The following is a 25341-nucleotide window of genomic DNA, read 5'->3' as shown; positions in this document are numbered from 1 at the left end:
GCGCGATGGCGAGGGGCGCGCGTTCAGAAGGTCGAGCGGAACCCAAGCGTAAGACCCAGCTCCTCGCTGCGGTAAAGCGGCTGGTTGGAATTGACGCGCTGTGCCTGCAGGCCGACTTCCGGGGCAAAGCCGTAATAGGACACCTCCGGCAGGAAGACCGACGCGCCCAAACTGATGCGGTCGTCGGTACGGGGGGCGGCGCCGAACAGGCCCCGATCGTAATCGCGGTGCTCATACGCGGCGCTCAGGCTCAGCCTTGCGCCCAGGACTGGTTTGGCAAGCTGATAATCCACGCCGAACGCTGCCGCCTCATGGGCGATTGTGGCGCTGTCGCTGGTCGTGTCGCTGAGTTCCAGTGACAGGTTGACCATGTCGCCGTTTTCGCGCCGCCGGATGATCTCGGCCGTGCCGCCGGTCACGGTCGCGTCGTTGATCGTCGCATCGTGGCGCCACTGTTCCTCCAGCGCGCCGGACAGGCGCAGGATCGTGCCGGGCGCCAGCGCAAAGCGTTTGGACAGGTCCAGCCGTGCGTAGTCGGCCAGCGGATCGCCGCCGTAATAGCTCTTGCCGAAGGTCAGCTCGGCGCCGAAGGGCCCCGCGCCCGGGGACGCGGCCCAGTACCCGCCAACCGCCACCTCTGCGGCCTGCCAGGCCAGATCGCCGTTTTGCAGCCCCGGCGCGCGGGCGCGTGCCCCGTCCGACAGCCGGTAGGCGCGCGCCTCCATGTGGCCCTCGACATGCAGTTGCAGTGTCTCGCTGGGGCGCAGGCGATAGCGCAATTCCGCCTCGCCGGTTATCTCGGTGCCCGACAGGGCGCGCGCCGAGGGCGACAGCACGAAGGGCAGGCCGCCGATGTTGATGCGGTCGGCGCTGGACCCGCCATTGACGTTAGAGGACGGCGTGACCCCGAACCCCAGATGCGCCGACCACGGGTTGCGGCTGCGGACATATCGGAAATCGCGGGCGGCGCGGGCGCGCGCCGCGGGTGTGGGGGCGTTCTGCCCCGCGCGGCGCAACCAGAACTGTGCCGAGGTATGCCGCCCCATCGACGACAGCGCCTGTGCCGTCAGCAGGGCCGCCGCATAGCGTTCCGCATCGGTATCCGCCTGCGCCCAGGCCGTTCGCGCTGCGGCGCGGGCCTCATCCGGGCGGCCAAGATTGCGCAGCGCCCGCGCCCGCGCGGCAAGGGCCTGCCCGTCCTGGGGATCGCGCACCAGCAGGGCCTCGGCCAGGCGCAGCGCCATCTGGTGGTCCCCGACGGTCAATGCGTGGGCCGTGGCCGCGTGCATTTCAGCCGGTGTCAGCGTGACCTTTTCGCCGGCCCAGCCAGCGATTCCAGCCATCAGGCCGGTGGCTAGCGCCCCGGCCCCTGCAAGATGCCGCATGGCCCCCGCACGGCGCATGGATCAGGGCGCCGGGCGGTGCAGGATGAAGCCGCCGGTTTCACGCACTGTGACGCCTTCGATTGCGGGGTGGCTTGATTCCACCGTCAGCACGCCGACAATTTCGTTCGCGGGCTCGCCCGAAACAATCGCGTAGTAGGTGCCGGATTCCACCTGCTGTATCTCGCCCGCCCCGGTCAGGATGTTGCTGTCCACCTGGCCGATGATCTCGCCATTGGCGTCGGCCACCCCGTCCGAGATCACGAAGCGCAGCACCTGCAGGGCCTCGTAGGTGCCCTCGTATTGGGTCTGGAAGGCGTTGATATACTCGACCGTCAGGTCGTTGCCGTCCTGGTCGAAGATGCGCCGGTTCTCGACATAGCCCGCCACGCCCGAGCCGGTGTTGAAATCCTCGAAGTCGATGGAAACCGACATGTCGCCGATGACGTATTCCAGCCCGCCCTTGCCCTCGAAATCGCGCAGGCCGGCATATTCCCCGTTGAAATTGGCCTGCCCGGTTTCGGGCAAGGTGACGCTGCCGTTGCGCTGGTAGATGAAGCCGCCATAGCCGTAGCCGACGTAAGACCCGGTGCGCACGATCGCGAATTCCGTGGTCGGGCGGCCGTCTTCCATCTGGTTGTGGGACACGCCGTAAAGCGCCCGGTAGTTGAACTGGCCGATGGGGTCGCCCGTTACCGGGTCGCTGACCTCGCTGTCGCCCTCATACAGGGCATAGCGCGTCGCGCCGGTGGACAGGGTGCCGACCACGTCGTCGCGGGAATAGGTGTTGTCCCCGTCGAAGGCCAGGTTGTCCACGGTGAACTCGTCCGTGTCGGAATTGTAGGCGAACCCGGTGGCAAAGCCGTTGGTGTCGTCCTCTGGCTCGCGCCGGACGATGGCCCGGTTCGGCTTGGGCAGGGGGGTGCCGGGGGGCATCTCGTCGACCGAGGTGATCCCGCCCTCATTCCCGGTGTCGGACCCGTCCTCGACGCCGCCAGAGTTGTTGATCGGATTGGTTCCGTCGCCGCCAGAACATGCGGCTACCGCCAGCAGTGCTGCCAGCAGAATTCGATTATGCGCCATGGACCTGCTCGATCATGTGTTTTTGTGGCTATTTCGGTCAGGGTCCGGAAAAAGCGCCGGAAAGTCAATTTCTTTCGCGACGCGCGAACAACTTCGGCGCGACCGTTGCAGCTGGGTCGTTTGGCGGATGCGGCCGGATTTCACAGTATCTGGGTGTTCCACGCGCGCGGGCGCATAGATATAGTGCGGGTGACTCGTATTCATCCGACAGGAGCGCCCGAATGCCGCTTTCCCCCGACCAAGCCGCAGAGATCACCGCCCAACGTGCCCAGACCACGCCCACCCGTCGCGTCACCTCGCCCGGGATGGAAGAGCGGCTGTATACCGCCCACCCGGTGCTGGATCACGGTTTCGTCCGGGTGATCGACTACATGGGCGACGATGCCGCCATCTGCCAGGCGGCCCGCGTCAGCTATGGCAAGGGCACCAAATCGGTCAGCAACGACGAGGGGTTGATCCGCTACCTGATGCGGCACTGGCACTCTACCCCGTTCGAGATGTGCGAGATCAAGCTGCACGTCAAACTGCCCGTCTTCGTCGCGCGCCAGTGGATCCGCCACCGCACCGCTAACGTGAACGAATACTCGGCCCGCTATTCGATCCTGGACCGCGAATTCTACATCCCCGCGCCCGACGCGCTGGCCGCGCAATCCACCGTCAACAATCAGGGCCGGGGCGAGCTGCTGGAGGGCGAAGAGGCCGCGCGCGTGCTGGAAATGCTGAAATCGGATGCCATGCGCGCCTATGACCATTACGAGGCGATGCTGTCCACCGAGGGGCAAAAGGGTCTGGCCCGCGAACTGGCCCGCATGAACCTGCCCGCCAATATCTACACCCAATGGTACTGGAAGGTTGATCTGCACAACCTCTTCCACTTCCTGCGGCTGCGCGCGGACGTGCACGCCCAGTACGAAATCCGCGTCTACGCCGAAACCATCTGCGAGATCGTGGCCGACTGGGTGCCGGCGGCGTTCAAGGCGTTCGAGGATTACCGGATGGGGGGTGTCAATCTGTCAGCGACCGCCCTGGATTGTATCCGTCGCATGCTGAAGGGCGAAGAGGTGACGCAGGAAAACTCTGGCATGTCCAAGGGGGAATGGCGGGAGTTTGAGGGAGTTTTGGGAGGGTAATTATGAGGATTTATGGAGAGGAGGCAATTTCACGCTATACGAGCGCCTCCTCTCGCAACCTTCTCCTGTTTTCTGGGGCACTCATCGTCGTAACGCGATTCAATCTGACTGTTGACACGGCGAATGTTCTGGGTGTCGGAATCAAAGGATTGACCGAGAAGGATTTTTTCATAGTCTCGCTTGTTGTTTTGCTTGTTCTATTGGTTTCGCATGTCGTGCATTGGTGGGCTGACTATGTGAGTTATTCAAAATGGTTTGGTCAGCGTGTTGTGCCAAGGGGAACATTGATGGGAATGAGCAGCCCTGCCGATAATGAGCATGTTGTCGAAAGGTTGAACGACATCACTCAGAAACTCCAGGCGGCATATGAAGAAGCATCCACGCATCTTCTGCACTGCGATAATACATCGTCAAATAAAAAATCGCAGCTGGAGGAAAATTTAAGAGAAATCTCGTCAACGATTGGAAAAATAGACCGGGAATTAGTGCGATCAGGTGAGATCTTTGACTTGATCGGCCCGGGTTTTTCAAAAATGAAATGGACTTCCCGGTTTGTTGTTTTTTTCTGGTATCTTTCTTTTCCTGTTGCCGCATCTGGGATTGCAGCATTTTCCGTTCTTGAGAAGATCTGCCTATCTTGACCAAGCACCCGTAGGGTGGGTGCCAACCCACCACTCCGCTAACCGCTCTTCCTCCCTCACACGCCCCCGTCCCGGCCGCCCGCTGGGGCAGCTTTCTTGGCGCGATCACGTCCTCTCCGGCGCCTTGACCCGGAATACGGCCAGATACAGCGCGGGCACGAACAGCAGGGTAATCAGCGTGCCCGCGATGATGCCGCCCATCATCGCATAGGCCATCGGCCCCCAGAAGATTTGCCGTGATATCGGGATCAGCGCCAGGCTGGCCGCCGCCGCCGTCAGCAGGATCGGCCGGGCGCGGCTGTCGCTGGCCTGATAGACGGCCTCCCACGCGGCGACGCCGCGGTTGCGCAGCACCTCGATCTCGCTGACCAGGATGATGGAATTGCGGATCAGGATGCCGGCCAGCGCCAGCACGCCCAGGATCGCGACAAATCCCAGCGGCGCCCCCGAGGGCACCAGCGCGGCCACCACCCCGATCAGGCCCAGGGGCGCGGCGCACAGCACCACAAAGGACAGCCGGAACCCCTGCATCTGGATCATGATCAGCGTCAGCATCACCAGCAGCATGATCGGCACCACCGCCGCGATGGGGCCTTGGCTGGCGGCGCTTTCCTCGACCGCGCCGCCCAGGTCCACCGAATATCCGGGCGGCAACTGCCGGGCAAAGGCGTCGATGTCGTCGGCCAGCGCAGCCACCACCGTCGCGGGTTGGTCGTCGGTGACCACGGCGGCCTCTACCGTGATGGTGGGCATGCGGTCGCGCTGGTGCACCTCGGGCTGCTCGGTGCCGTAATCGAAGGTTGCCACCGCGCGCAGCGGGATCGTGACGCCAGAGGCGGTGCCGATCTGCAGGTTTTCCAGCTTTTCGACGGACTGCCGCGCCTCGGCGTCGCCACGGGCAAGGATGTCGATCAGGTAGTCCGCATCGCGCAGTTCGGTGACCTGCGCGCCGTCATAGATCTGGTCCAGCGCGGTGGCGATGTCACTGGAGGTGACGCCCAACTGCCGCGCCTTGTCCTGCAACAGGTTCACGCGGATCACGCGGGCGGGCTCGTTCCAGTTCAGCACCATATAGTCCAGCCGGGGATCGGTTGCGACCACGGCGGCCAGTTGGCGGCCCAGCTCGGGCAGGCGGTCGATGTCGGGCCCGGACAGGCGGTATTGCACGGGCCGGCCCACGGGCGGGCCGATTTCCAGCAGTTTCACATAGGCGTCCACGCCGGGGAATTCGGTGTGTACCAGTGCCTCCAGCTCGCGCCGCAGGGCGTCGCGCGCCTGGACCGAGGGCGTCTGGATCACGATTTGCCCGACATTCGGCCCCGGTGTCGTGATGTCATAGGACAGGATAAAGCGCGGCGCGCCACGGCCCACGTAAGAGGACCAGAACAGCACGTTTTCATGGTCTTGCAGGTGCGCCTCCAGCCGGTCCATCTCGGCCCGCGTCGCCTGGATAGAGGCATTGCGCGGCATGGCGATGTCCACGATCAGTTCCGGCCGGTCCGAATTGGGGAAGAACTGCTGTTCGACGAAGCGCATCCCCCAGATCGAGGTGGCGAACACCGCCAGCGTCACCGCGATGGTCAGCCAGCGCGCCCGCATCGCGGCCCGCAGGACGATGCGAAAGGCCCGGCGCGGCAGGCCGCCGGCCTCGTCATGGGGCTTCATCCGCTTGGGCAGCAGCGTGACCCCGATCAGGGGCGTGAACAGCACCGCGACGATCCAGGACACGGTCAGCGACACCGCGATCACCACGAACAGCGAAAAGGTGAATTCCCCCGCCGCCGAACTGTTGAACCCGATGGGAATGAACCCCGCCACCGTGACCAGGGTGCCCGACAGCATCGGAAAGGCGATAGAGGTCCAGGCAAACGATGCCGCCTTGGGCAGGTCGTCGCCCCGTTCCAGCCGCGAGATCATGGTTTCGATGGCGATCATCGCGTCATCGACCAACAGCCCCAGCGAGATGATAAGCGCCCCCAGAGAGATGCGTTGCAGCGTGATCCCGTAGAGGTGCATCACCAGGAACGTGATCGCCAGCACCAGCGGGACCGCCAGCGTGACCACCATCCCCGCGCGCAGACCAAGGCTGACGAAGCTGACGGCCAGCACGATCAAGATCGCCTCGACCAGGGCCTTGATGAAATGGCCGACGGCATCCTCTACCGCGTAGGGCTGGTCGGCGACCTGATGGATTTCCAGCCCCACGGGCAGGTCGGCTTGCACTCGCTCCATCAGTGCGGCCAGCTCTTCACCGAACTCCAGGATGTTGGCGCCCTGGCGCATGCCGATGGCCATGCCCACGGCCTCTTGCGCGTTGTAACGGAAGATGCTGGTCGGCGGGTCGACATAGGCGCGGCGGATTTCAGCCAGGTCGCTGAGCCGGAAGAACCGGTCGCCGACGCGCAGGTTGATCTGTTGCAGGCTGCCCGTCCCGGTAAAGGCGCCACCCACGCGGACCAGCACCCGTTCGGGGCCGGCCTGGATCTCGCCCGAGGGCAGGATGGCGTTTTGCGCGGCCAGGGTGGCCTGCACCTGCTGCTGGTTCAGGCCCAGGGCCGCCAGCCGGTCGGTGTCGAATTCCAGATAGATCGCTTCGTCCCGGGTGCCGAACAGGTCGACCTTGCCGGCATCCTCCAGCCGTTGCACCAGGCGGCGGACCTCTTCGGCGGTATCGCGCAGCTCGCGCGGGGTGAACCCGTCGGCGGTAAAGGCATAGATGTTGCCGAACACGTCGCCGAAATCATCGTTGAAGGTGAAGCCCGCAAATTCCTGCGGGAAATCCCCGCGAATGTCGGACATCATGTTGCGCACATCCTGCCAGATGCGCGGCAGTTGATCGGGGTCGGTGTTGTCGCGCAGCTCGACATAGACGATCGACTCGCCCGGCCGTGTGATGGATCGGGTGAAATCTATTTCCGGCAGTTCGGCCAGCTTTTTCTCGATCCGGTCGGTGACCTGTTCCAGCGTCTGTTCCACGTCGGCGCCGGGCAGGGCGGCGGAGACGATCATCGTCTTGATGGAAAAGCTGGGGTCTTCTTCGCGGCCGAGGTCCAGATAGGCCAGCGCGCCCGCGATTAGCGACACGATCATCAGGAACCAGACAAAGGACCGGTGCCGGAGCGCCCAGTCGGACAGGTTGAAACGGCTCATGGCTGCACCTGCGGGCCGACGCGCTGCCCGTCCTTGAGTGAATGAATACCTTTCAGCACGACTTCCTCACCGGGGGCCAGGCCGCCGGTGATCTGCACCTGTGCCCCCAGCCGCGCGCCCAGTGTCACCGCGCGGCGCGCGACCGTATCGGTTTCACGATCCACCACCCAGACCGCGGGCGCGCTGTCGGGCGACAGGACCGCCGTATAGGGCAGGCTGACACCCGAGGCCGCGTCGCGGGCCGGGCGGACACCGACAAGGGCGCCCAGGCGAAAGCCGCCGGGCGGGGTGTCCAGCGCCAGGTGAACCCGCCGGGTGCGGGTGCTGCGGTCGGCCTCGGGATCAATGCGGTCCAGGGTGGCGCGCGCGGTCAGGTCGGGTTGGGCGATCAGGGACACCTCGAAGGGCGTGCCGGGGCTGAGTCGGGCAAGATCGCGTTCGGTCACGTCAATCTCGACCTCCAGCCGGTCGGTCGCGGCCAGATGCAAGACGGGTTCGCCCGCCGAGATGGTCGCGCCTGGTTCGGCATAGACCTCGGTGATGACGCCCTCATGGGGCGCGGTCAGGGTGGTGTCCTTCAGCCGGTCGCGGGCCTGGGCCAATGCGGCGCGGGCCTGTTCCATCTGCGCCTCTGCCCCGGCCAACGTGCGTTCGGCATCCTCCAGCCGGCTTTCGCTGTCCACGTCGCGGGCGACCAGCGCCTGCGCGCGGTCGCGGGCATCGCGGGCGGAACGCAACTGTGCCTCGGCAACGATGATCCCGGCCTCTGCGGCGCGCAGGTCGGCCTCCATGTCCTCGGGGTCCAGCCGGGCCAGCATGTCGCCAGCGGCGACCAGATCGCCCTGGTCCACCGGGCGGGTGGCGATCGTGCCCAGCAGGGGAAAGCCAAGATCGGCTTCGATACGCGCGGTCACGGTGCCGACATAGCCGGTCGCATCGCCGCGCCGCAGGTCGACCACCTCGGACACGACGGGGCGCGGCGCCGGGGCGTCGGTGTTCGCCCAGGCGGGCGCCGCAGCCAGCAGCAGGATATACAGCAGATGTTTCATCGGGGTGCCTCCGCCGGCTGCACGATACGGCCCGGAAACAGCAGATGCGCGCCCCGCGCGACAACCTGCGTCCCCGGGTCCAGCCCGTTGTCCAGCACGATACGTCCGGTTTCGAACCGCGCGACGGTGATCGGGGTCAGCGATACCGCCATCGTATCGGGGTCCACGACCCAGACGGCGGGGCCGGTTTCGGTGGCCGTGATGGCGCTGTGGGGCAGCACGATCTGCGCGTCGCCGGGAAAGCGGACCGTGCCCACCACCGCATCGCCGAACCCGGCCACATCCGGCGGGTCCAGAACCGAGACCGTGACGGCAACCGTTCCCCGCGCGGTATCGACCAGGGGCGAGATTTCGCGCACCGCGCCGGTAAAGGCCCGGTCGGGGTGGTCGATCAGTTTCAAATGAACTTTCGACGGGGGCGCGTTGGACACCAGCATCGCCTCGGGCACGTCGAACAGGGCATCCAGCGCGTCGCCCACCGCCAGCCGGATCACGGGCTGCGCGGCGCCGATCACTTCGCCCGGTTCGCCCAGCCGCTCGACCACGGTGGCCGCGTCCGTGGCTGTCAGCACCGTGTCGGCGACGGCCTTGCGCGCCAGGTCCAGTTCGGCCTGGGCCTGGGCGAGGCTGCCTTGCGCGATGTTCAGCGCATCCTCGGCGTTATCCCGGGCGATCCGGGTGGTGGCACCGCGTTCCAGCAGCCGTTCCTGCCGCTCGAAATCCTCTTTCGCCTGGCGGAAATCGGCCTGGGCGCTGGCCAGTGCGGCCTGTGCCGCGCGCAGCGCCTGTTCCTGCTGGACGGCCTCAAGCCGCGCCAGCACCGTGCCCGCCGCGATGCGGTCCCCGGCCTGCACCGGCACCGCGGCCAGCCGACCACCCGTGGAAAAGGCCATGTCGACCGCGTCGCGTGCCACGATTTCCCCGGTCAGCGAGAATTCGCGCGGCTCTGTCTGCCGCTCGACCGTGACGATTTCAACGCTCAGCGGCGGGGCAGCCCATGCGGGCAGCGCAAGGCATAGCAGTATCGGGATCAGGCGGATCATGCGGAACCTCCGTCCACGCCGGGCAGGGCATCGATCAGCGCGTCGATCCGGTCGGCGATAACCAGACGCTCGGCCGGCGGCACCGGGCAGATGTCGAACAAGGTAAAGAACTGCAACCCCTCTATGGCGCACCAGATGGTCAGCGCCCCGGCGGGGTCGGTGGTTTCGGCCGCCACCGTTTCCCATTCCCGGGCAAACACCTCGCGCAGCTTGGCGTTCTCGGTGGGGTGTTCGGCATGGGCGGCGGTCAGGGCGATGCGTAACTGGTCGGGGCCCTGTAGCCGGGCGCGCATCGTCGCGTTCAACGCGCGCAGGGTCGGGTTCGCCTGGCCGCGAAAGCGGTCGAGATGGCCGTCGATCTCTGCCCGCACCATGTCGATGAACCGTTGCAGCATGCCGTCTAGCAGCGCCTGTTTCGATGGAAAATGATACAGCACACCCCCCTTGCTGAGCCCGGCCTCGCGCGCGGCGGCATCCAGCGTCAGGTGGCGCGCGCCCTCGCGCAGGGCCACCGCCTCGGCGGCGTCCAGAATCCGGCTGCGTGCGTTTCGTTCGGGGAGGGGCGCCATGGATTGCCTCATTTACTTTACCGTCCGGTCGGTATAGCTATCGGGCGAGCGAGTCAAGCCGCCCTGACGCGGATGCCCCGCTGTCGCATGGCGGGTTTCGCTGATGTGCAGGGGTGGGTTTCTTGCGGCTGCAGCATGGCGCTGCGATGAAGGTGGGGCGGCCCGGACCCGGGCGGAACGGATGGAATGGAGCGCGACATGCGGAAAAAGACGATTCTGGCGCTGGTGTTGGTTGTCCTGGCGGCGGGGGCCGGTCTGGTCACACTCTCCGGCGGGGGCAGCGACCTGCCCGACGGCCTGGCCTCGGGCAATGGGCGGATCGAGGCCGCGCAGGTCGATGTCGCCACCAAGATCGCCGGGCGCCTGTCCGAGGTCTTTGTCGCCGAGGGTGATCTGGTCCAGCCCGGCCAGGAACTGGCCCGCATCGATACCGCGCAACTGAACGCGCAACTGATGCGTGCCCAGGCCGATATCGCCAGCGCCGAAAGCCAGGTCGCCGCGGCCAAGGCCCAGGTCGAAGAGGCCAGGGCACGGCTGATCCTTGCCGAAAAGGAACTGGCCCGGGCCGAAAGCCTGGTGGATCAGGGCCACACCAGCGCCGAGGTCTACGATACGCGCCTGAGCGCGACCGCCGTTGCCCGCGCCAACCTGGCCGCCGCCGAGGCCAATCAGATCTCTGCCGAGCGTGCGGTAGACGCGGCCCGCGCTGCCGCGCAAGAGGTGCAGAGCACGATCGACGATGCGGTGCTGAACGCGCCTGCGGTGGGGCGGGTGCTGTACCAGCTGGCCGAACCGGGCGAGGTGCTGGGCAGCGGCGGCAAGGTGCTGACGTTGGTCGATCTGTCCGATGTCTACATGGAGATTTTCCTGCCCTCGTCACAGGCGCACCGGGTCGGCATCGGCACCGAGGCCCGCGTGGTTCTGGATATTCTGGACGACATCGCCATTCCGGCGACGGTCAGCTTCGTTTCACCGGAATCCCAGTTCACCCCGAAAGAGGTCGAGACACGCGAAGAGCGCGACAAGCTGATGTTCCGGGTCAAGCTGCGCATCCCGCAAGCGCTGGTCATGGACTATGTCGAGCAGGTAAAGACCGGCATTCGCGGCGTAGGCTATGTGCGGCTGGCTGGCGAAACGCAGCCCGACTGGCCCGACGCGTTGCAGGCCCTGCCGCCCCAGGCGTTGAACTGATCGGCGCAGGAAAGCGATATGTCCGATACCCCCGAACCGATCGCCCGGGCTGTGGGCCTCTCGCACGGCTACGGCGATGTGCGGGCGCTTGACGCCGTCACCCTGGACATTCCGGCGGGCCGCATGGTGGGCGTGCTGGGCCCGGATGGCGTGGGCAAATCCACCCTGCTGGCGCTGGTTTCGGGGGCGCGCAAGCTGCAGACCGGCAGCTTGACCGTTCTGGGTGGCGACATGGCCGACGCCCGCCACCGCACTGCGGTCGGGCCGCGCATCGCCTACATGCCCCAGGGGCTGGGCAAGAACCTTTATACCGATCTCAGCGTGCGCGAGAATCTGGATTTCTTCGGCCGGTTGTTCGGACAGGGCAGGGCGGAACGGGCGGCGCGCATCGCGCGGCTGACCCAGGCGACGGCGCTGGATGCCTTTCTGAACCGCCCGGCGGGCAAGCTGTCGGGCGGGATGAAGCAGAAACTGGGCCTGTGCTGCGCGCTGATCCATGACCCCGACCTGTTGATCCTGGATGAACCCACCACCGGCGTCGATCCGTTGTCGCGCCGTCAGTTCTGGCAACTGATCGACGCGATCCGCGCCGAGCGGCCGGGGATGAGCGTTCTGGTCTCCACCGCTTATATGGACGAGGCCGAGCGCTTTGACTGGCTGGTGGCGATGGATGGGGGCCGGGTGCTGGACACCGGCACCCCGGCCGACCTGAAGGCCAGGACCGTCAGCGATAACCTGGAGGCCGCCTTCGTCCGGCTGTTGCCCGAGGATCGGCGCGGCAGCGGGGGCGAACTGACCATTCCGCCCCGCCCGCAGGATGGCGACGACGGCCCTGCCATCGTGGCACGGGGCCTGACCCGGCGTTTTGGCGATTTCACCGCGGTCGATCATGTCAGTTTTGAAATCCAGCGGGGCGAGATATTCGGCTTTCTCGGCTCCAACGGCTGCGGCAAGACCACCACGATGAAGATGCTGACCGGGCTGCTGGAGGCCACCGAGGGGGAGGCGTTCCTGTTCGGCCACCCCGTCGATGCGGACGATCTGGCGACACGCAAGCGCGTGGGCTTCATGAGTCAGGCTTTCTCGCTTTATGGCGAGTTGACGGTCATGCAGAACCTGAAATTGCACGCGCGCCTGTTCCACCTGTCGCCGGAAAGGACCGCGTCCCGGATTTCGGAATTGCTGATCCGGTTCGGCCTGACCGACCAGGCCGATGCGCGCGCAGGCGCCCTGCCGCTGGGCATCCGACAGCGCCTGTCGCTGGCCGTGGCGGTGTTGCACGAACCGGATATGCTGATCCTGGACGAACCGACCTCGGGCGTCGATCCAGTGGCGCGGGACGAATTTTGGGAACTGTTGGTCGAACTGTCGCGCCGCGACCGGGTGACGATCTTCATTTCCACCCATTTCATGAACGAGGCGCTGCGCTGCGATCGCATCTCGCTGATGCATGCGGGGCAGGTGCTGGTCTATGACGCGCCCGACGCGCTGGTTGCCGCCAAGGGGGCGGCGACGCTGGAAGAGGCGTTCATTTCCTATATCGAGGACGCTGTCGGAACAGACGGCGATGCCGCGCCGGACCGCAAGGCTCTGGCCGATACCCCACCGGGGGCGGCCGGGGGCAAACCCCTGTCGCGTTTCAGCCCCGGCCGACTGCTGGCCTACAGCATGCGCGAGTTCATGGAGGTCATGCGCGACCCGGTGCGGCTGGCCTTTGCCTTTCTCGGCAGTTCGATCCTGCTGCTGGTGATTGCCTATGGCGTTTCGCTGGATGTCGAGGACATGCGCTATGCCGCGCTGGACCTGGACCAGACGCCGCAAAGCCGGGCCTACCTGCGCAATTTCGAAGGGTCGCGTTATTTTCTGGAAACCGAACCCCTGGGCAGCGTGGCAGAGATGGAGCGGCGCCTGCGCGCGGGCGACATCACCCTGGCGATCGAGATACCCCCGGGGTTCGGCCGCGATCTGCTGAAGGGCAACACGCCCGGCGTTTCGGCCTGGATCGACGGGGCGAACACCATCCGCGCGGGCACGATCGAGGGCTACGTGGCGGGCGCGCATTACAGCTATCTGGCCGATCTTGCCCGCGGCGCGGGCATCGACCCAGAAGCCCAGCAGGCCGCTACCGTCGAGCCGCGCTATCGCTTCAATCCCAGTTTCGAGAGCATCTATGCCATCGGCCCCAAGGCCCCTGCGATGCTGTTGCTGTTCTTTCCGGCGGTGCTGATGGCGGTCAGCATGGCGCGCGAAAAGGAAATCGGCACGATTACCAATTTCTACGTTACGCCGACCAACCGTCTGGAATTCCTGGTGGGCAAGCAGTTGCCCTATATCGCCATCGGCTTCGTGAATTTCATACTGCTGACATTCCTGGTGGTCGTGGTGATGGGTGTCCCGCTGAAGGGCAGCCTGCTGGCCCTGTCGCTGGGCGCGGTCCTTTATGCGGTGGCGGCCAGCGGGTTCGGCCTGATGATCTCGTCCATGACCCGCACGCAGGTTGCTGCGGTCTTTGCCACCACGATCCTGGCGATGCTGCCCACGCAACAGTTCTCGGGGATGTTGCAGCCGGTTTCCACGCTAGAGGGCGGCGGCCGCTTCATCGGACAGGTCTGGCCCGCGACCTATTACATGCATCTCAGCGTCGGCGCCTTCACCAAGGGGCTGGAGTTTCGCGACCTGACCCGCGACCTGATCGCGCTGGCCTGGTTCAGCCCCGTCTTCGTCGCCGTCGCCGCGCTGTTCCTGAAAAAGCAGGAGAAGTAGATGCAAAGCCTGCTGAACATATTCTGGTTGGGCATCAAGGAATTGCGCAGCGTCTTTAGCGACATGCTGCTGGTTGCGCTGATCGTCTATTCCTTCAGCTTTGCCATCTACTCGCAGGCCAACGCCGTGTCCGAGACCGTGCATAATGCCTCTGTCGGGGTGGTTGACGAGGACGACTCGACCCTGTCGCGCAGCATCCGCAGTGCGTTGATGCCGCCCTATTTCCAGACCCCGGAACAGATCGCGGCGCGCGAGGTCGACCGGGCGATGGAACAGGACCGGTTCATGTTCGTCCTGTCGATCCCGCCGGGGTTCGAAGAGGACGTGCGCGCCGGCCGTCAGCCCGCCTTGCAGATCGACATCGACGCGACCGCCGTGTCCCAGGCCAGCCTGGGTGCAGGCTATATCCAAAGCATCGCGCTGGCCGAGGTGAACCGCTACGCCGCGCGGGCGGATGTGGAAACCGAGTATCCGGTGGTGCTGGTCAATCGCCGCGCCTTCAACCCCAACGGCACCCAAAGCTGGTTCGCCGCCATCGTGTCGCTGCTGGACCAGCTGTCGATGCTGACCATCATCCTGACCGGCGCAGCGCTGTTGCGCGAGCGCGAGCACGGCACGATCGAACACCTGCTGGTCATGCCGCTGCGCGCGGTCGAGATTGCGCTGGCCAAGGTCTGGGCGAACGGATTGATCATCCTGGTCGCCTTCACGCTGTCGGTGCTGATCGTGGTCGAGGGGCTGATGCAGGTGCCGGTCGCAGGCTCGCACCTGCTGCTGATCGCGGGGACCACCGTGTACCTGTTCGCCGCGGCGGCCATAGGCATCTTTCTGGGCACCGTCGCACGGACCATGGCGCAGTTTTCCCTGCTGATCATGATGACGATCATCCCGATGATGATGCTGTCAGGCGGCATGACCCCGATCGAGAGCCAGCCCGCCGCGATCCAGCCCTTCACCTGGTTCCTGCCCTCGCGCCACTACATGGCATTCGCCCAGGCGGTGGTGTTTCGCGGCGCCGGGTTTGAAATCGTCTGGCCGCAATTCCTGACCGTCGCGGGGCTGGGCTGGGTGTTCCTGGCCGCAAGCCTTGCGCTGTTCCGGCGCTCTGTTTCGACCAGTCGCTAGGGCGTCCCACCGGGGCGCCATGGGCAAGTGCGCGTCTTATAGCGGCCCGGGCTTGCCCAAAAGGTACCCCTGCGCCAGGTCGCATCCGGTCTTGTGCAGGAAGTCCAGCTGGCCCTGGGTTTCGACCCCCTCGGCGACAACTTGCATGTCCAATGCATGCGCCAGATCGATCATGCTGCGAAAGATCGTGTCCCAGCGGGCGCTTCCGCAATGCCGTAGGAATTCGGCATCGATCTTGAGGTAGTCCGCCGGAATACGGGCCAGGTAGTCCATGTTGGCGAAGTTCTTTCCAAAGTCGTCGATGGCAAGGCGAAAGCCGTTGGCGCGCAACTCTTCCAGCCGCTCGAACTGGCGCATGTCGCGAAACCTGGTGTGCTCGGTGACCTCCAGGACGATGGACGCACGTCTTTCCCGCGTATCGAAAGCAGCAAGCAATCCGTCGACGGCGGAATCCGTCGCGACCTGTTCCGGTGACAGGTTGAGCGAGATCGGCGCAAGATCCGCGCCGTGACGGGCCTGGATGTCCCGTATGGCCTGCACCACGAAGCGATGAAGCCTGTCGCTTGCGAGGTTCTTTTCGGCCAGACGCACGAACGTTGCGGTGTCGGGCGTTGCCGCGTTGGGGCGGCGCCATCGAAGCAACGCTTCTTGAAACTCTACCTGGCCGGTGTCCAGCCGTTGCACCGGCTGAAAGTGAACCGTCAGCTCATCGCGTGCCGCGGCTGCGTGAAGATCGGATAGCAGCCGGTCATGCTGCCTGGAGATCGCGTCGAGCGTCGGGGCGAACTTGACCAGGCCGCCGCCCATGTCCTGCGCATAATCCAGCGCCTGCTGCGCTGCGGTCAGCAATGCCTTGGCCGTGACGCCATCGTTCGGGGAAAGGGAGACGCCGATGCTGGGGCTGGCGGTCGGTTTTTCGTCCGCGGCGCTGAGCCCCCGTTCGATATCGGCGTTCACGTCGCGCGCCACAAGCTTGGCGGCGCGGGGGCTGGGAAGCTGGCGACAGAGGATTGCAAAAAGATCGTCGCCGATTGGAAACAAGGCCTCTCCCCGGGGGAAATGCCGGGCCAACTCTCCTTGAACCATCCCAAGGGAGGCGGGCTGCGCGGGAATGGAGATCAGCAACAGCGCATCGATCGGGCCGGCCAGGGGGCTGGCGTCGATTGCGGCCTGTATGGTGCCAATAGCACAGTCGAGGGAGTTTGTAGAATTCATGGTTTCTCGTCTAAGCTTTGGGCCGTAAGCTGATACTATACGTCACTTTTCCGCCGTTATCGTATGCAAGTAAATGATTAACGGAAAAATATGCGATAACGGACGTGGCGTCAGGCAAGGCAGGCAAGAGCGAAGATCCGAATTATGAGGGACAGGCTTTTCTCCAATTCCATCGGCAGGCATGTGGTTTTGGCGTGCCTTGCGGCACTTTGTGCAAGCGTTTCGGCATGCAACCTACCCGCCGAAAATGGCGGGACCGTGGCCGCAAGCGGTTCGCTTGCGCATGTGCCCTACGTTCAACGCCCGCTGTCAGAGTCCTGGGTATATGCCAAGGATGCACGGTTGTTGGTCGAGCGTGCCACGACCCGCGTGCGCGAGCAACGTATCCTGTTGCGGAACCGAACCTCTCTGCGCGGGGACAACTTCATTTTCCTGCGCACCGTCGATCTGCCGAGATACGGGGTGGCGCCGCGGCTTGCGCAGGATGATCTGATTGCACATGCGGGCGGGCGTCCGCCGCCCTTTGACCGGGTGGACGCCAAGCTGGTGAACAGCCTGAACGATAGTATCGGGGCGGTCACCTGGGCCGAATGGACGGACGGGGCAGGAACATTCTGCGTTCTCGCTGTTCGCCGTCTGGACGACACAGCAAGAGTTCTGACGTACGGAGCCGACGTTATGGACGTGTTGATGCGGAATTGCAGCGGCGGCAGCTTCGATGCCGCGCTTGCCCCGATCATGGACGCGGCAATCGCCTTCCCGCCGGCCAGCGGGGCACGGGGCGCCGGGCCGCGTAATCTTTCACCCCTTGCTGCACCGATGCCATGATGGTGACAAAACGCTGGGAAAGAGCCTCGACCAAGCCGGGCGTTGCCGCACTCTTTGGGCTGTGGATCGTCATTTTCGTGCCGATCGCGGTGCTGGCCACCACCCCGACATCGACCAACGTTCAGGCGCTGCTGGGGATTGTCGCGGTCGCGCTGATCTGGGGGCTGAAGCCCTTTGCCGACAAGCTGGTGCCACGCGTCGCCCTGTTGGCCGTGGCCAGCGTCGTGGTGCTGCGCTACTGGGTCTGGCGCCTGGCCGAAACCCTGCCGGGGCCCGAAGATCCCTTTTCGTTGGCTGCGGCCCTTGTCCTGTTCGGGGTGGAAACCTATGCAATTGCGGTTTTTTTCCTGAACAGCCTGATCACGGCTGACCCGTGCCGCCGTGGCTTGCCCCCGCGCGTGGCCGAGGACGATCTACCCACCGTGGATGTGCTTGTCCCATCCTATAACGAACCCACCGAGATGCTGAGCGCGACACTGTCGGCGGCGAAGCACATCATCTACCCGCAGGACAAGCTGACCGTGGTCCTGTGCGATGATGGCGGGACCGACCAGCGCTGCAATCATGCCGACCTGGAACTGGCCAAGGCATCGCGCCAGAGGCGGGCGGACCTGCAGAAACTGTGCGCCGATCTTGGTGTCGTCTATTCCACCCGCGCCCGGAACGAGCATGCCAAGGCCGGCAACATGAGCGCCGCGCTGGAAAAACTGGACGGCGACCTGGTTGTCGTCTTCGATGCCGACCACGTGCCCAGCCGCGATTTCCTGGCCCGCACCGTGGGCTACTTCGTTCAGAACCCCCGACTGTTTCTGGTGCAGACCCCGCATTTCTTCATCAACAAGGATCCCATCGAACGGAATCTGGGCTTCCATGAGAAATGCCCGCCCGAGAACGAGATGTTCTACAGCGTCATCCACCGTGGCCTGGACCGCTGGGGCGGTGCGTTCTTCTGCGGTTCTGCGGCCGTTCTGCGCCGCGAGGCATTGGACGAGGCTGGCGGCTTTTCGGGTGAAACGATCACCGAGGACGCCGAGACAGCGCTGGATATCCATGCGCGCGGGTGGGAAAGCCTGTATCTAGACCATGCGATGATCGCCGGGCTTCAGCCCGAAACCTTCGCCAGCTTCATCCTGCAGCGCGGCCGCTGGGCGACCGGGATGCTGCAGATGCTGCTGCTCAAGAACCCGATCTTCCGCCCCGGTCTCACCCTGTTTCAGCGGTTTTGTTACCTCAACTCGATGAGTTTCTGGCTGTTCCCGGTGATCCGCTTGTCGTTCCTGCTGATCCCGCTGATCTACCTGTTCTTCGGGCTGGAAATCTTCGTCGCGACCTACCAAGAGGTGCTGGCGTTTGCGATCACCTATCTTCTGACCAGCTACCTGGTGCAGAATGCCCTGTATTCCAGGGTTCGATGGCCCATGCTGTCCGAGGTCTATGAGGTTGCCCAAACGCCATATCTGGTGATGTCCATCATCCAGACCCTGCTGCGCCCGCGCGCGGCGACCTTCAAGGTCACGGCCAAGGACGAAACCCTCGACACGGATTATATTTCGCCGATCTTCCGACCGCTGTTCTACCTGTTCCTGTTGATGGCGGCCGGTGTGGTCGCGTTCATCGCCCGGTGGTTTGCCTTTCCCGGCGACCGAGAGGTGCTGATGGTTGTCGGCGGGTGGGGGATCTTCAATTTCCTTCTCGTCGGGATTTCGTTGCGCGCGGTCTCGGAGAAGCAGCAGCGCCGGGGGGCGCCCCGCGTGAACATGGCCAAGCAGGCGGTGGTGCGCCTGGGCGGACGGCTGGATCCGTCGGACAGCGCGCCCGTTCTGGCGGCGACGATCACCGATGCCTCGACCAGCGGGGTCAGGCTGGAGATCAAGCGACCGCCTGCCGGCTCTCCGGCGCAACAGGATCTTGCCGCGATGACGCAGGGCGCGCGCATCTGTTTCCGCCCCCGTTTTCCCGAGGCCCAGCATCTGGAAACCTTCGTCGAGGCCGAGGTGCAGGCCGCGTTTTCCAGCGGACCGGACGCGGTGCTGGGTGTCCGCCTGGTGCCCGATCAGCCGCTGTCCACGCGCGAGGCCGTCGCCTATCTGATCTTCGGAGACAGCGAAAACTGGCGCAGGATGCGGCGAGACGAAAAGCAACCCCGCGGTTTCCTGCGCGGAATGGCGTATTTCCTGGGCCTCTGCATCACGGGTATCCCGCGCACGATCGTGGATCTGGCCCGCGAACCCGCAAGATTGCGCCGTGAACGTCTGAGCGGGCGCGTCCACGAGGCGCCCGTGCATCTGCTGGCCTTCGGGGCGGATTTCAGCTCCAGTGCCTCGCCCGCGCGCGACCGGGATCCCGACACGCTAGACGGGCTGGATTTCATCGCGGAGAAGCGAAGATGATCCGGCGCCTGGCTTTCCAGATCCGCGTGCTTGTGGTCGCGCTGCTGGCGGTTCTGCCGGTCTGTAGCATCGCGGTGGCGCAGGTGATCGAGCTGGAGCCGATCACGCCTGCGCCGGACAGCGGCAGCCAGGTGCTGCCCGTCCTGCCCGCGCAGCGCGGCCATGACGTGCCGTCGGTGCCCGAGGCCGCGCCGGCAACGGCTGAATTGCTGGCGCCCCTCAGGCCGTTGCAGATGAACGCCGCGGTCGATGGCGTGGCCCGGCTGCGGGGCGAAGAGGATGTGATCCGCTTTTCCTTGCTGGTGCCGGAAGAGGCGACACGGCAACCGGCGCTGTTCAGGCTGCTGTATCGGACGGGTATCGATGCCCTGCCGGAGCGGTCGTTCATTCAGGTGTCCCTGAACGGAACCGACATCGCGCGCATTTCCGCGGACAGTTTCGACAGTTTCGCGGCGGAAGAGATCGAATTGCCAGCCGGCCTGCTGGTCGCGGGGCAGAACATCGTGACCGTGCATGCGGTTCACACGCATCGTGTGTTCTGCGGCCCCGAGGCGACCTTCGCGCTGTGGAGCGAGGTTGACATCCGCCGCAGCGGTGTCGTCCTCCCTTCGTCCGGGTTCCCCACCTCGTCCGAGGGGTTTCTGGCCGCGCTGGCCGCCCAGGCCGCACTGGGCCGCAGCGTGACCGTAAGCAGCCAGGAGGGCGGCCCCGAAAGCCTGCGACCGCTTTCCGATGTCTTCGGTCAGATTGTCCGTTTCCTGGGGGGATTGCCCCCGGTTTTCGATGCGCAAAGCTATTGGCGGATCGCCGAGCAGCCCGAACTTGCCCGGATCGTGATCCTGCCCGAGACCGCACCGGCCCGCCAGGGGCCGCAATTCGTGCGGGGCGGTGACGGCGCGGTTGTCCTGCTGCTGGATCGCGGCGCCACGTCCGCTGACCTGCTGGCAGAATTCGACACGGGCAGCGTGTCCCCCACGGCCAGCCATTCGCCCGCCGTTGTCCCCGGGCAGCCGGCGGCGCTTGGTGCACTTGGCTGGGACGGGATTGATCTGTCGGGCCGCTACGCGCTGCGGGCGGTGCCGTTCCGCCTGCCCGAAGACTGGCTGCTGCTTGCCTCGCAAAAGGCGCGTATCGACCTGGACTATTCTTTTGCGCCCGATGTGCCCCAGGGGGCGCTTTTGGTGGTCAAGGTCAATGACCAGGCCGTTCGCCTGCTGCCGCTGGACCGGGGCGACGGGTCCGCGCTGCCGACCCTGCCGGTCAAGTTCGAGGCCCGGCTGCTGCGACCTGGCGAAAACAGGATCGCGTTCGAAACGATCATTCCCAGCAGCCGGCCCGATAGCGCCTGCCCCGAGCACGAGGGCCCCTTTGCGCAGATCGCCGCTACGACGGTGTTGAACGTGCCGGAATCGCCCAGGATGCTGTTGCCCAGTATCGCCTCGGCCTTTGCGAATATCGGCCCCGACGACGTTCAGCTGTCTGAAAGCGGTGAACGGTTGCTGCCGGCGGCGCTGTCGCCGCTGATCAAGGGGGCTTTTGCCCAACAGCCGCAGGACAGCCCCCCCGCACGCCTGATGATCGGAACGGTTGCCGATATCGAACTTTTGCTTGGTTCTCCGCTGTCGGAGGCCGCGCCGCTGTTGGAGCAGGCCTTGCTGGGCCGCGCGCAGGGCGAGGCGGCCGGGCAAGAGGGCGCGCCGGCCCAACCGACCCCGCGTGATGTTCAATGGATCCGCCTGCCCGACGTTTCGGGCGCGCTCGACCGGGTCAGGGCGCAGCTGGCCGGGTTGGCCGGTCTGGATGCGCCGACGGCCGCGGCCTGGTTGCAGGGGAAAAGCGCAGAAGCTGTGATCCTGCAACCGGATCCTGCGGACCCAGACAAGATCCTGTTCCTGATGCGGCCGTCCCTGGAACCCGTGCGCGCCGCCGTGGCGCTGAGCCATGTCCTGCAAGGGGCCAGCGCGGCGCGGGGGCAGATTGCCCTGCTGACGCCCGAGGGCGAATGGCAGGGATGGGAAAACCCGGATCGGCCGCTGATGCTGCTTGAACCCATGCGGTTTGAAACGATCCGCCCCGTTCTGGGCAACTACGCGACACATCGGCCGCTGCGATTTGTTGCCATCTTTCTGGGCCTGACCTTGTTGTCGGCCAGTGTGGCGATCCTGATATTGCTCATGACGCGGAGGGATTGATGAACAGGAGGGAAGCCCTGCACGGCATGGCCGCACTGGCCGGTGGTCTCTTCGCCGGGCAATCGGTCGCGCACGCCTCTACCCCGGCGCTGATGCCCGCCTGGCGTGCCTGGGCGCAGCAATACATCGAATATTCCGGGCGGGTCGTGGACACGCTGCAACTGGGGGCAAGCCATTCCGAAAGCCAGGGCTACGGCCTTTTGCTTGCGGCCAGTATGGGGGATCGTGTCCGCTTCGATGCCATCGACGGCTGGACGCAGCGCAACCTGGCAATTCGCGACGATGCGCTGCTTGCCTGGCGGTGGCTGCCGAACCAGAGGGTGCATGTTCCGGACATCAACAATGCCAGCGACGGCGATCTGTTCTACGCTTGGGCCTTGTTGCGCGCATCGCGTCGTTTCGACGATGGCGCCTTGGCGCACAGGGCCGCGCGGATTGTCGAGGATCTGGTCGGCACATGTTGTGCCGAACGGCCGGATCGCCCCGGTCAATTGCTTCTTCTGCCCGCGGAAAAGGGGTTTTCCGGCCCGGGTCGCGTCGTCTTTAACGCCTCTTATGTGATGCCGCTTGCGATGCGCGAACTGGCGGCTGCAACGGGCAATGCACGCCTTGCCCAGGCTGCGACGGACAGCCTTTCCCTGATGGCCGAAATCGCCCGCAACGGGCCAGTCCCCGATTGGGTGGATGTCAGCACCCGCGGTGTCACCCCCCCGCGTGAGTTCGAACACAAGGTCGGATACGAAGCGTTGCGGGTGCCGCTGTTCCTGATCTGGTCGTCGCTTGCCGATCACCCGGCGGCACGGCAGGCCCGCGCGCTGCACGCGGGAACGGATGGGCGCGGGACGGTCTTTGCCGCGGCAGGGGGCGCACGCCTGCAATCGAGCCACGATCCCGGCTACCGTGCGATTTCCGCCCTGCTGGAGTGCAGCGGCACGGCCGATTGGGGGGCTGCCATCCCGCCCTTTTCGACCTCTCAGCCGTATTACCCCGCCACGCTGCATCTTTTTGCAATGCTGGCCCAGATGGAGGCGCTTCCGCGATGTGTGCCGCTTTGATCCCGAGGACAACCATTCTTGCTGCGCTGCTTGCGGTCGCGCTGCCTGCGGTCGCACAGGAAAACGTGGCGGTTCCAAGCGACGACGACCTGCGTGCCTTGCGGTTCTACCAGGCCCAGGGGCAAGAGGCGGCCGCCGAACTGGAGTTGCGCAGGCTGCAGAGGGAATTCCCCGGCTGGGCGCCGCCCGAAGACATCGCTGCGCAGGATCGCGAACGGGCACAGACCGAGGATGAAATCTACCGGATGATCGCGACGGGCGAACTGGACGCGGCGCGCCGGTTGATCGCCCAAAGGCAAGCGCAGGATCGCGACTGGTTTCCGGAACCGGACATGATGCGCCTGTTGGAACTGGCCGAAGCGCAGCGCGAGTTGGACGCCGCGTTTTCCGAGGACCGCCTTTCGGATGCGATCGCGATTGCCAGGATCACACCGGACCTGCTGACCTGTCAGCGCATCAACAATGCCTGGCGCCTGGCAGACGCGTATCAGGCAACCGGAGAGGCGGACCGGGCGCTGTCGATCTACAAGGGGGTGCTGGCCAAGTGCACGGCCCTGGATCAGGTGACGGCCACAATGGAAAAGGCGGATGCACTCGCATCGCCCGAACAGTTGGGCGATCTGACGATGCTTGCGATTGCGCAAGCCCCCACCCAGACCGAGGCCCTGCAGCGGCTGGAAGATCGCCTGCGTGCCGGGCGCGGGCTGGAGCCGCGCTGGTCCGCGCGCAGCGCTTTCGCCGGTGCGGTGACCGTCACCGCGGCGCAAGCCGGGCCCGATCAGATCCGGCCGCGCGCCCGTCCAGACAAGGATGCGCAAGCCCGCCCTGCGGTCGCCGCCCCTGCCCAATCGCAACCCATGGTGCAGGGCGGGGCCGGGATGTCGCGGGTTCGTGCGCTTGCGCAGGTCGGGAACTGGCGGGGCTGCCTGGCCGCGACCTCTGGCGCCTCTTCGTCGGCGCTGCTTTTTGAGCGTGGATGGTGTGCCTACAATGCCAAGCGCCCGATGGAGGCGCTGGACGCGTTCAGCCGGGCCGAGAAGCGGCCGGCGAACAACACCATGCGGCGCGATGCGCGCTTCGGCATGATGCTGGCCTATCTCGACATGCAGATGACCGAAAACGCGGCGGCCCTGGCCGCGCGGACCGAGCTGACCCGCGATCAGCGTATTCAGGTCGAGAGCGGGATCCTGGATCAACGCGGGGTGCGTGCCTATCAGCGCGGGGATTTCCGCAGCGCGATCGGCTATTTCGATGCGCTGGAGGATCTTACCGGGAAAATCCGGCGCGACCTGGCGCTGCTGAAGGGCTATGCGTATCTGAATTCGGGCAAGAGGGCGAAGGCCCGCGAGATTTTCCTGCGCCTCAACAATGAACTGGTGACACCGGAAACCCGCAACGCCCTGCGCGCGGTGCGTTGACGGCCATCGACCCGATCTTGCCAGGTCGCAGCCCGGCAGGGGGTGTGGGCGCCGCGTCAGCGCGCCGCTGAAACAACCGCGCCCCCGATCGCCTGTTGCGATCAGGGGCGCGGGCAGCGCGTCAATTGCACGGCCATGTCCGTTTACACGAGGCGGCGCTGGTGTGTCGTGTCATTCAGCGAGCTGCCGTGCGTAATCGAAGGGTGGCACGCATCTTCCTGATGGTACTTGTACCCGACGCCGTAGACGGCCTCGATGCAATCGAAGTTCGGATCGACGGTGCGCAGTTTCTGGCGAATGCGCTTGATATGGCTGTCGACCGTCCGGTCATCGGCAAAGGGTTCGTGGCCGTAGGCCTCGTCCATGATCTGTTCGCGGCTTTTCACATGGCCCGGGATCCGTGCCAGCGCATAAAGCACCCGCAATTCGCGCGCGGTCAGCGAAACCGCTTTGCCGCGCCAACGCACCAGCCAGTCGCTGAACGAGATTTCCAAGTCGCCGCGAACCTCGGTGCGGCCGGCCGGTTCGACCGTTTCCGGCAGTCGGTGTTCGCGGGACATGGTCGCGGCATGCCGCAGCCGTTCGAACAGGATCCGGGAGGACGCCGTTTCAGACACGAAATCGTCTGCGCCCATGCGCAGCGCGATCACTTCCTGCAACTCGTCATCACCGTCGCCGATCATGACAACCGGCGCCTGCGAACCGGATTTGACCTTGGAATACCATTCGGATTCCAGGATCTCGCTCGGCTGCAGCAGAACGGCCACGACATCGGTTTTGTTGTTCCTCAGCGCAGACAGCACGCTGGCGTTGTTCGTGTAGCCACGCACCTCGGCGTTCGCCCCCTCCAGTTTCGTCCGGATATGGGAAAGCGCCTGAAGGTCGCTGGCGATCAAGGTAATATTCAACATCTGAGCCCCCATTCATCTGAAGTTGACGTCCAATGAAACTCGGCTCATCGGGCGATACCTTGAATCTTAGGGGATGATTGTGGGCCGGATGTTCGGCTCGTGTGCGAAATCTTGCCGTTTTCTTGCCGTCGTTTCCAAAGGGCGTCGAACACCCGTTCGACGCACCTTGCCACCACTTTGGCGAAATCCTGCCGGAAGATCCTGAC

Annotated in this window: 18 protein-coding genes; 10 read left to right on the top strand and 8 right to left on the bottom strand. The window is 65.1% G+C overall.

All coding sequences use genetic code 11. The annotated features are described in order from the left end of the window. Positions 1-23: 23 nt before the first annotated feature. Complete coding sequence (locus EV656_RS09935; RefSeq protein WP_132603113.1) at positions 24-1343, bottom strand: surface lipoprotein assembly modifier; 1320 nt, start codon at positions 1341-1343, stop codon at positions 24-26. A 63-nt stretch (positions 1344-1406) separates the two neighbouring features. Next, positions 1407-2465, bottom strand: a complete 1059-nt coding sequence (locus EV656_RS09930) for a hypothetical protein (protein ID WP_132603111.1) — start codon at positions 2463-2465, stop codon at positions 1407-1409. A gap of 221 nt (positions 2466-2686) precedes the next feature. Here EV656_RS09930 and thyX point away from each other — a divergent pair, with 221 nt between their 5' ends. Continuing rightward, a complete protein-coding gene (gene thyX, locus EV656_RS09925) occupies positions 2687-3595 on the top strand; it encodes an FAD-dependent thymidylate synthase (RefSeq protein ID WP_132603109.1) in 909 nt (302 codons plus the stop codon). A 2-nt stretch (positions 3596-3597) separates the two neighbouring features. Next, a complete protein-coding gene (locus tag EV656_RS09920; RefSeq protein ID WP_132603106.1) occupies positions 3598-4236 on the top strand; it encodes a hypothetical protein in 639 nt (212 codons plus the stop codon). Between the two features lie 105 nt (positions 4237-4341). On the opposite strand, the gene EV656_RS09915 is transcribed toward EV656_RS09920, so the two are convergent. The 4 genes from EV656_RS09915 to EV656_RS09900 are packed head-to-tail and all read right to left on the bottom strand — an operon-like array spanning position 4342 to position 10047. Further along, the gene (locus EV656_RS09915; protein WP_132603103.1) at positions 4342-7386 is read right to left on the bottom strand and encodes an efflux RND transporter permease subunit; all 3045 of its coding nucleotides are present in this window, start codon (positions 7384-7386) and stop codon (positions 4342-4344) included. Next, on the bottom strand, positions 7383-8435 hold the full coding sequence (locus tag EV656_RS09910) for an efflux RND transporter periplasmic adaptor subunit (protein ID WP_132603100.1): 1053 nt from the start codon (positions 8433-8435) through the stop codon (positions 7383-7385). The genes EV656_RS09915 and EV656_RS09910 overlap by 4 nt, the downstream gene beginning before the upstream one ends. Beyond that, positions 8432-9478: an efflux RND transporter periplasmic adaptor subunit gene (locus EV656_RS09905; protein ID WP_165918989.1), complete on the bottom strand. Its 1047-nt coding sequence runs from the start codon at positions 9476-9478 to the stop codon at positions 8432-8434. The genes EV656_RS09910 and EV656_RS09905 overlap by 4 nt, the downstream gene beginning before the upstream one ends. Continuing rightward, positions 9475-10047, bottom strand: coding sequence for a TetR/AcrR family transcriptional regulator (locus tag EV656_RS09900; RefSeq protein WP_165918988.1), 573 nt, complete (start codon positions 10045-10047; stop codon positions 9475-9477). The genes EV656_RS09905 and EV656_RS09900 overlap by 4 nt, the downstream gene beginning before the upstream one ends. A gap of 198 nt (positions 10048-10245) precedes the next feature. Here EV656_RS09900 and EV656_RS09895 point away from each other — a divergent pair, with 198 nt between their 5' ends. From EV656_RS09895 to EV656_RS09885, 3 genes are read left to right on the top strand one after another with little or no spacing between them, the layout of a single operon-like run. Further along, positions 10246-11238, top strand: a complete 993-nt coding sequence (locus tag EV656_RS09895) for an HlyD family secretion protein (protein WP_132603091.1) — start codon at positions 10246-10248, stop codon at positions 11236-11238. Between the two features lie 18 nt (positions 11239-11256). After that, positions 11257-14001, top strand: a complete 2745-nt coding sequence (gene rbbA / locus EV656_RS09890; RefSeq protein ID WP_132603088.1) for a ribosome-associated ATPase/putative transporter RbbA — start codon at positions 11257-11259, stop codon at positions 13999-14001. Then, a complete protein-coding gene (locus tag EV656_RS09885; RefSeq protein ID WP_132603085.1) occupies positions 14002-15126 on the top strand; it encodes an ABC transporter permease in 1125 nt (374 codons plus the stop codon). Positions 15127-15162: 36 nt separating this feature from the next. Here EV656_RS09885 and EV656_RS09880 read toward each other — a convergent pair whose 3' ends face one another. Beyond that, a complete protein-coding gene (locus EV656_RS09880; protein WP_132603082.1) occupies positions 15163-16341 on the bottom strand; it encodes a GGDEF domain-containing phosphodiesterase in 1179 nt (392 codons plus the stop codon). Between the two features lie 285 nt (positions 16342-16626). Between EV656_RS09880 and EV656_RS09875 the strand changes: the two genes are divergently transcribed. From EV656_RS09875 to EV656_RS09855, 5 genes are all read left to right on the top strand, one after another. Beyond that, entirely contained in the window at positions 16627-17169 is a 543-nt protein-coding gene (locus EV656_RS09875; RefSeq protein ID WP_207287097.1) for a hypothetical protein, read from the top strand. Further along, positions 17169-19559 carry a UDP-forming cellulose synthase catalytic subunit gene (gene bcsA, locus EV656_RS09870; protein ID WP_132603321.1) on the top strand — a complete coding sequence of 797 codons (2391 nt, stop codon included), beginning with the start codon at positions 17169-17171 and terminating at the stop codon, positions 19557-19559. Before EV656_RS09875 ends, bcsA begins: the two co-directional genes overlap by 1 nt. Beyond that, positions 19556-21751 (top strand): cellulose biosynthesis cyclic di-GMP-binding regulatory protein BcsB, encoded by a 2196-nt coding sequence (locus tag EV656_RS09865; RefSeq protein ID WP_132603076.1) that lies wholly within the window; start codon positions 19556-19558, stop codon positions 21749-21751. The genes bcsA and EV656_RS09865 overlap by 4 nt, the downstream gene beginning before the upstream one ends. Next, positions 21751-22806 (top strand): family 8 glycosyl hydrolase, encoded by a 1056-nt coding sequence (locus EV656_RS09860; RefSeq protein ID WP_132603073.1) that lies wholly within the window; start codon positions 21751-21753, stop codon positions 22804-22806. The genes EV656_RS09865 and EV656_RS09860 overlap by 1 nt, the downstream gene beginning before the upstream one ends. 65 nt (positions 22807-22871) lie before the next feature. Next, complete coding sequence (locus tag EV656_RS09855) at positions 22872-24224, top strand: hypothetical protein (RefSeq protein ID WP_132603070.1); 1353 nt, start codon at positions 22872-22874, stop codon at positions 24222-24224. Positions 24225-24367: 143 nt separating this feature from the next. On the opposite strand, the gene EV656_RS09850 is transcribed toward EV656_RS09855, so the two are convergent. Beyond that, positions 24368-25147 (bottom strand): response regulator transcription factor, encoded by a 780-nt coding sequence (locus tag EV656_RS09850; RefSeq protein WP_132603067.1) that lies wholly within the window; start codon positions 25145-25147, stop codon positions 24368-24370. Between the last annotated feature and the right edge of the window lie 194 nt (positions 25148-25341).

Source organism: Rhodovulum adriaticum (assembly GCF_004345735.1).
In the GTDB taxonomy this organism is placed as follows: domain Bacteria; phylum Pseudomonadota; class Alphaproteobacteria; order Rhodobacterales; family Rhodobacteraceae; genus Rhodovulum; species Rhodovulum adriaticum.
This window is presented reverse-complemented; position numbering and strand designations above follow the sequence as displayed.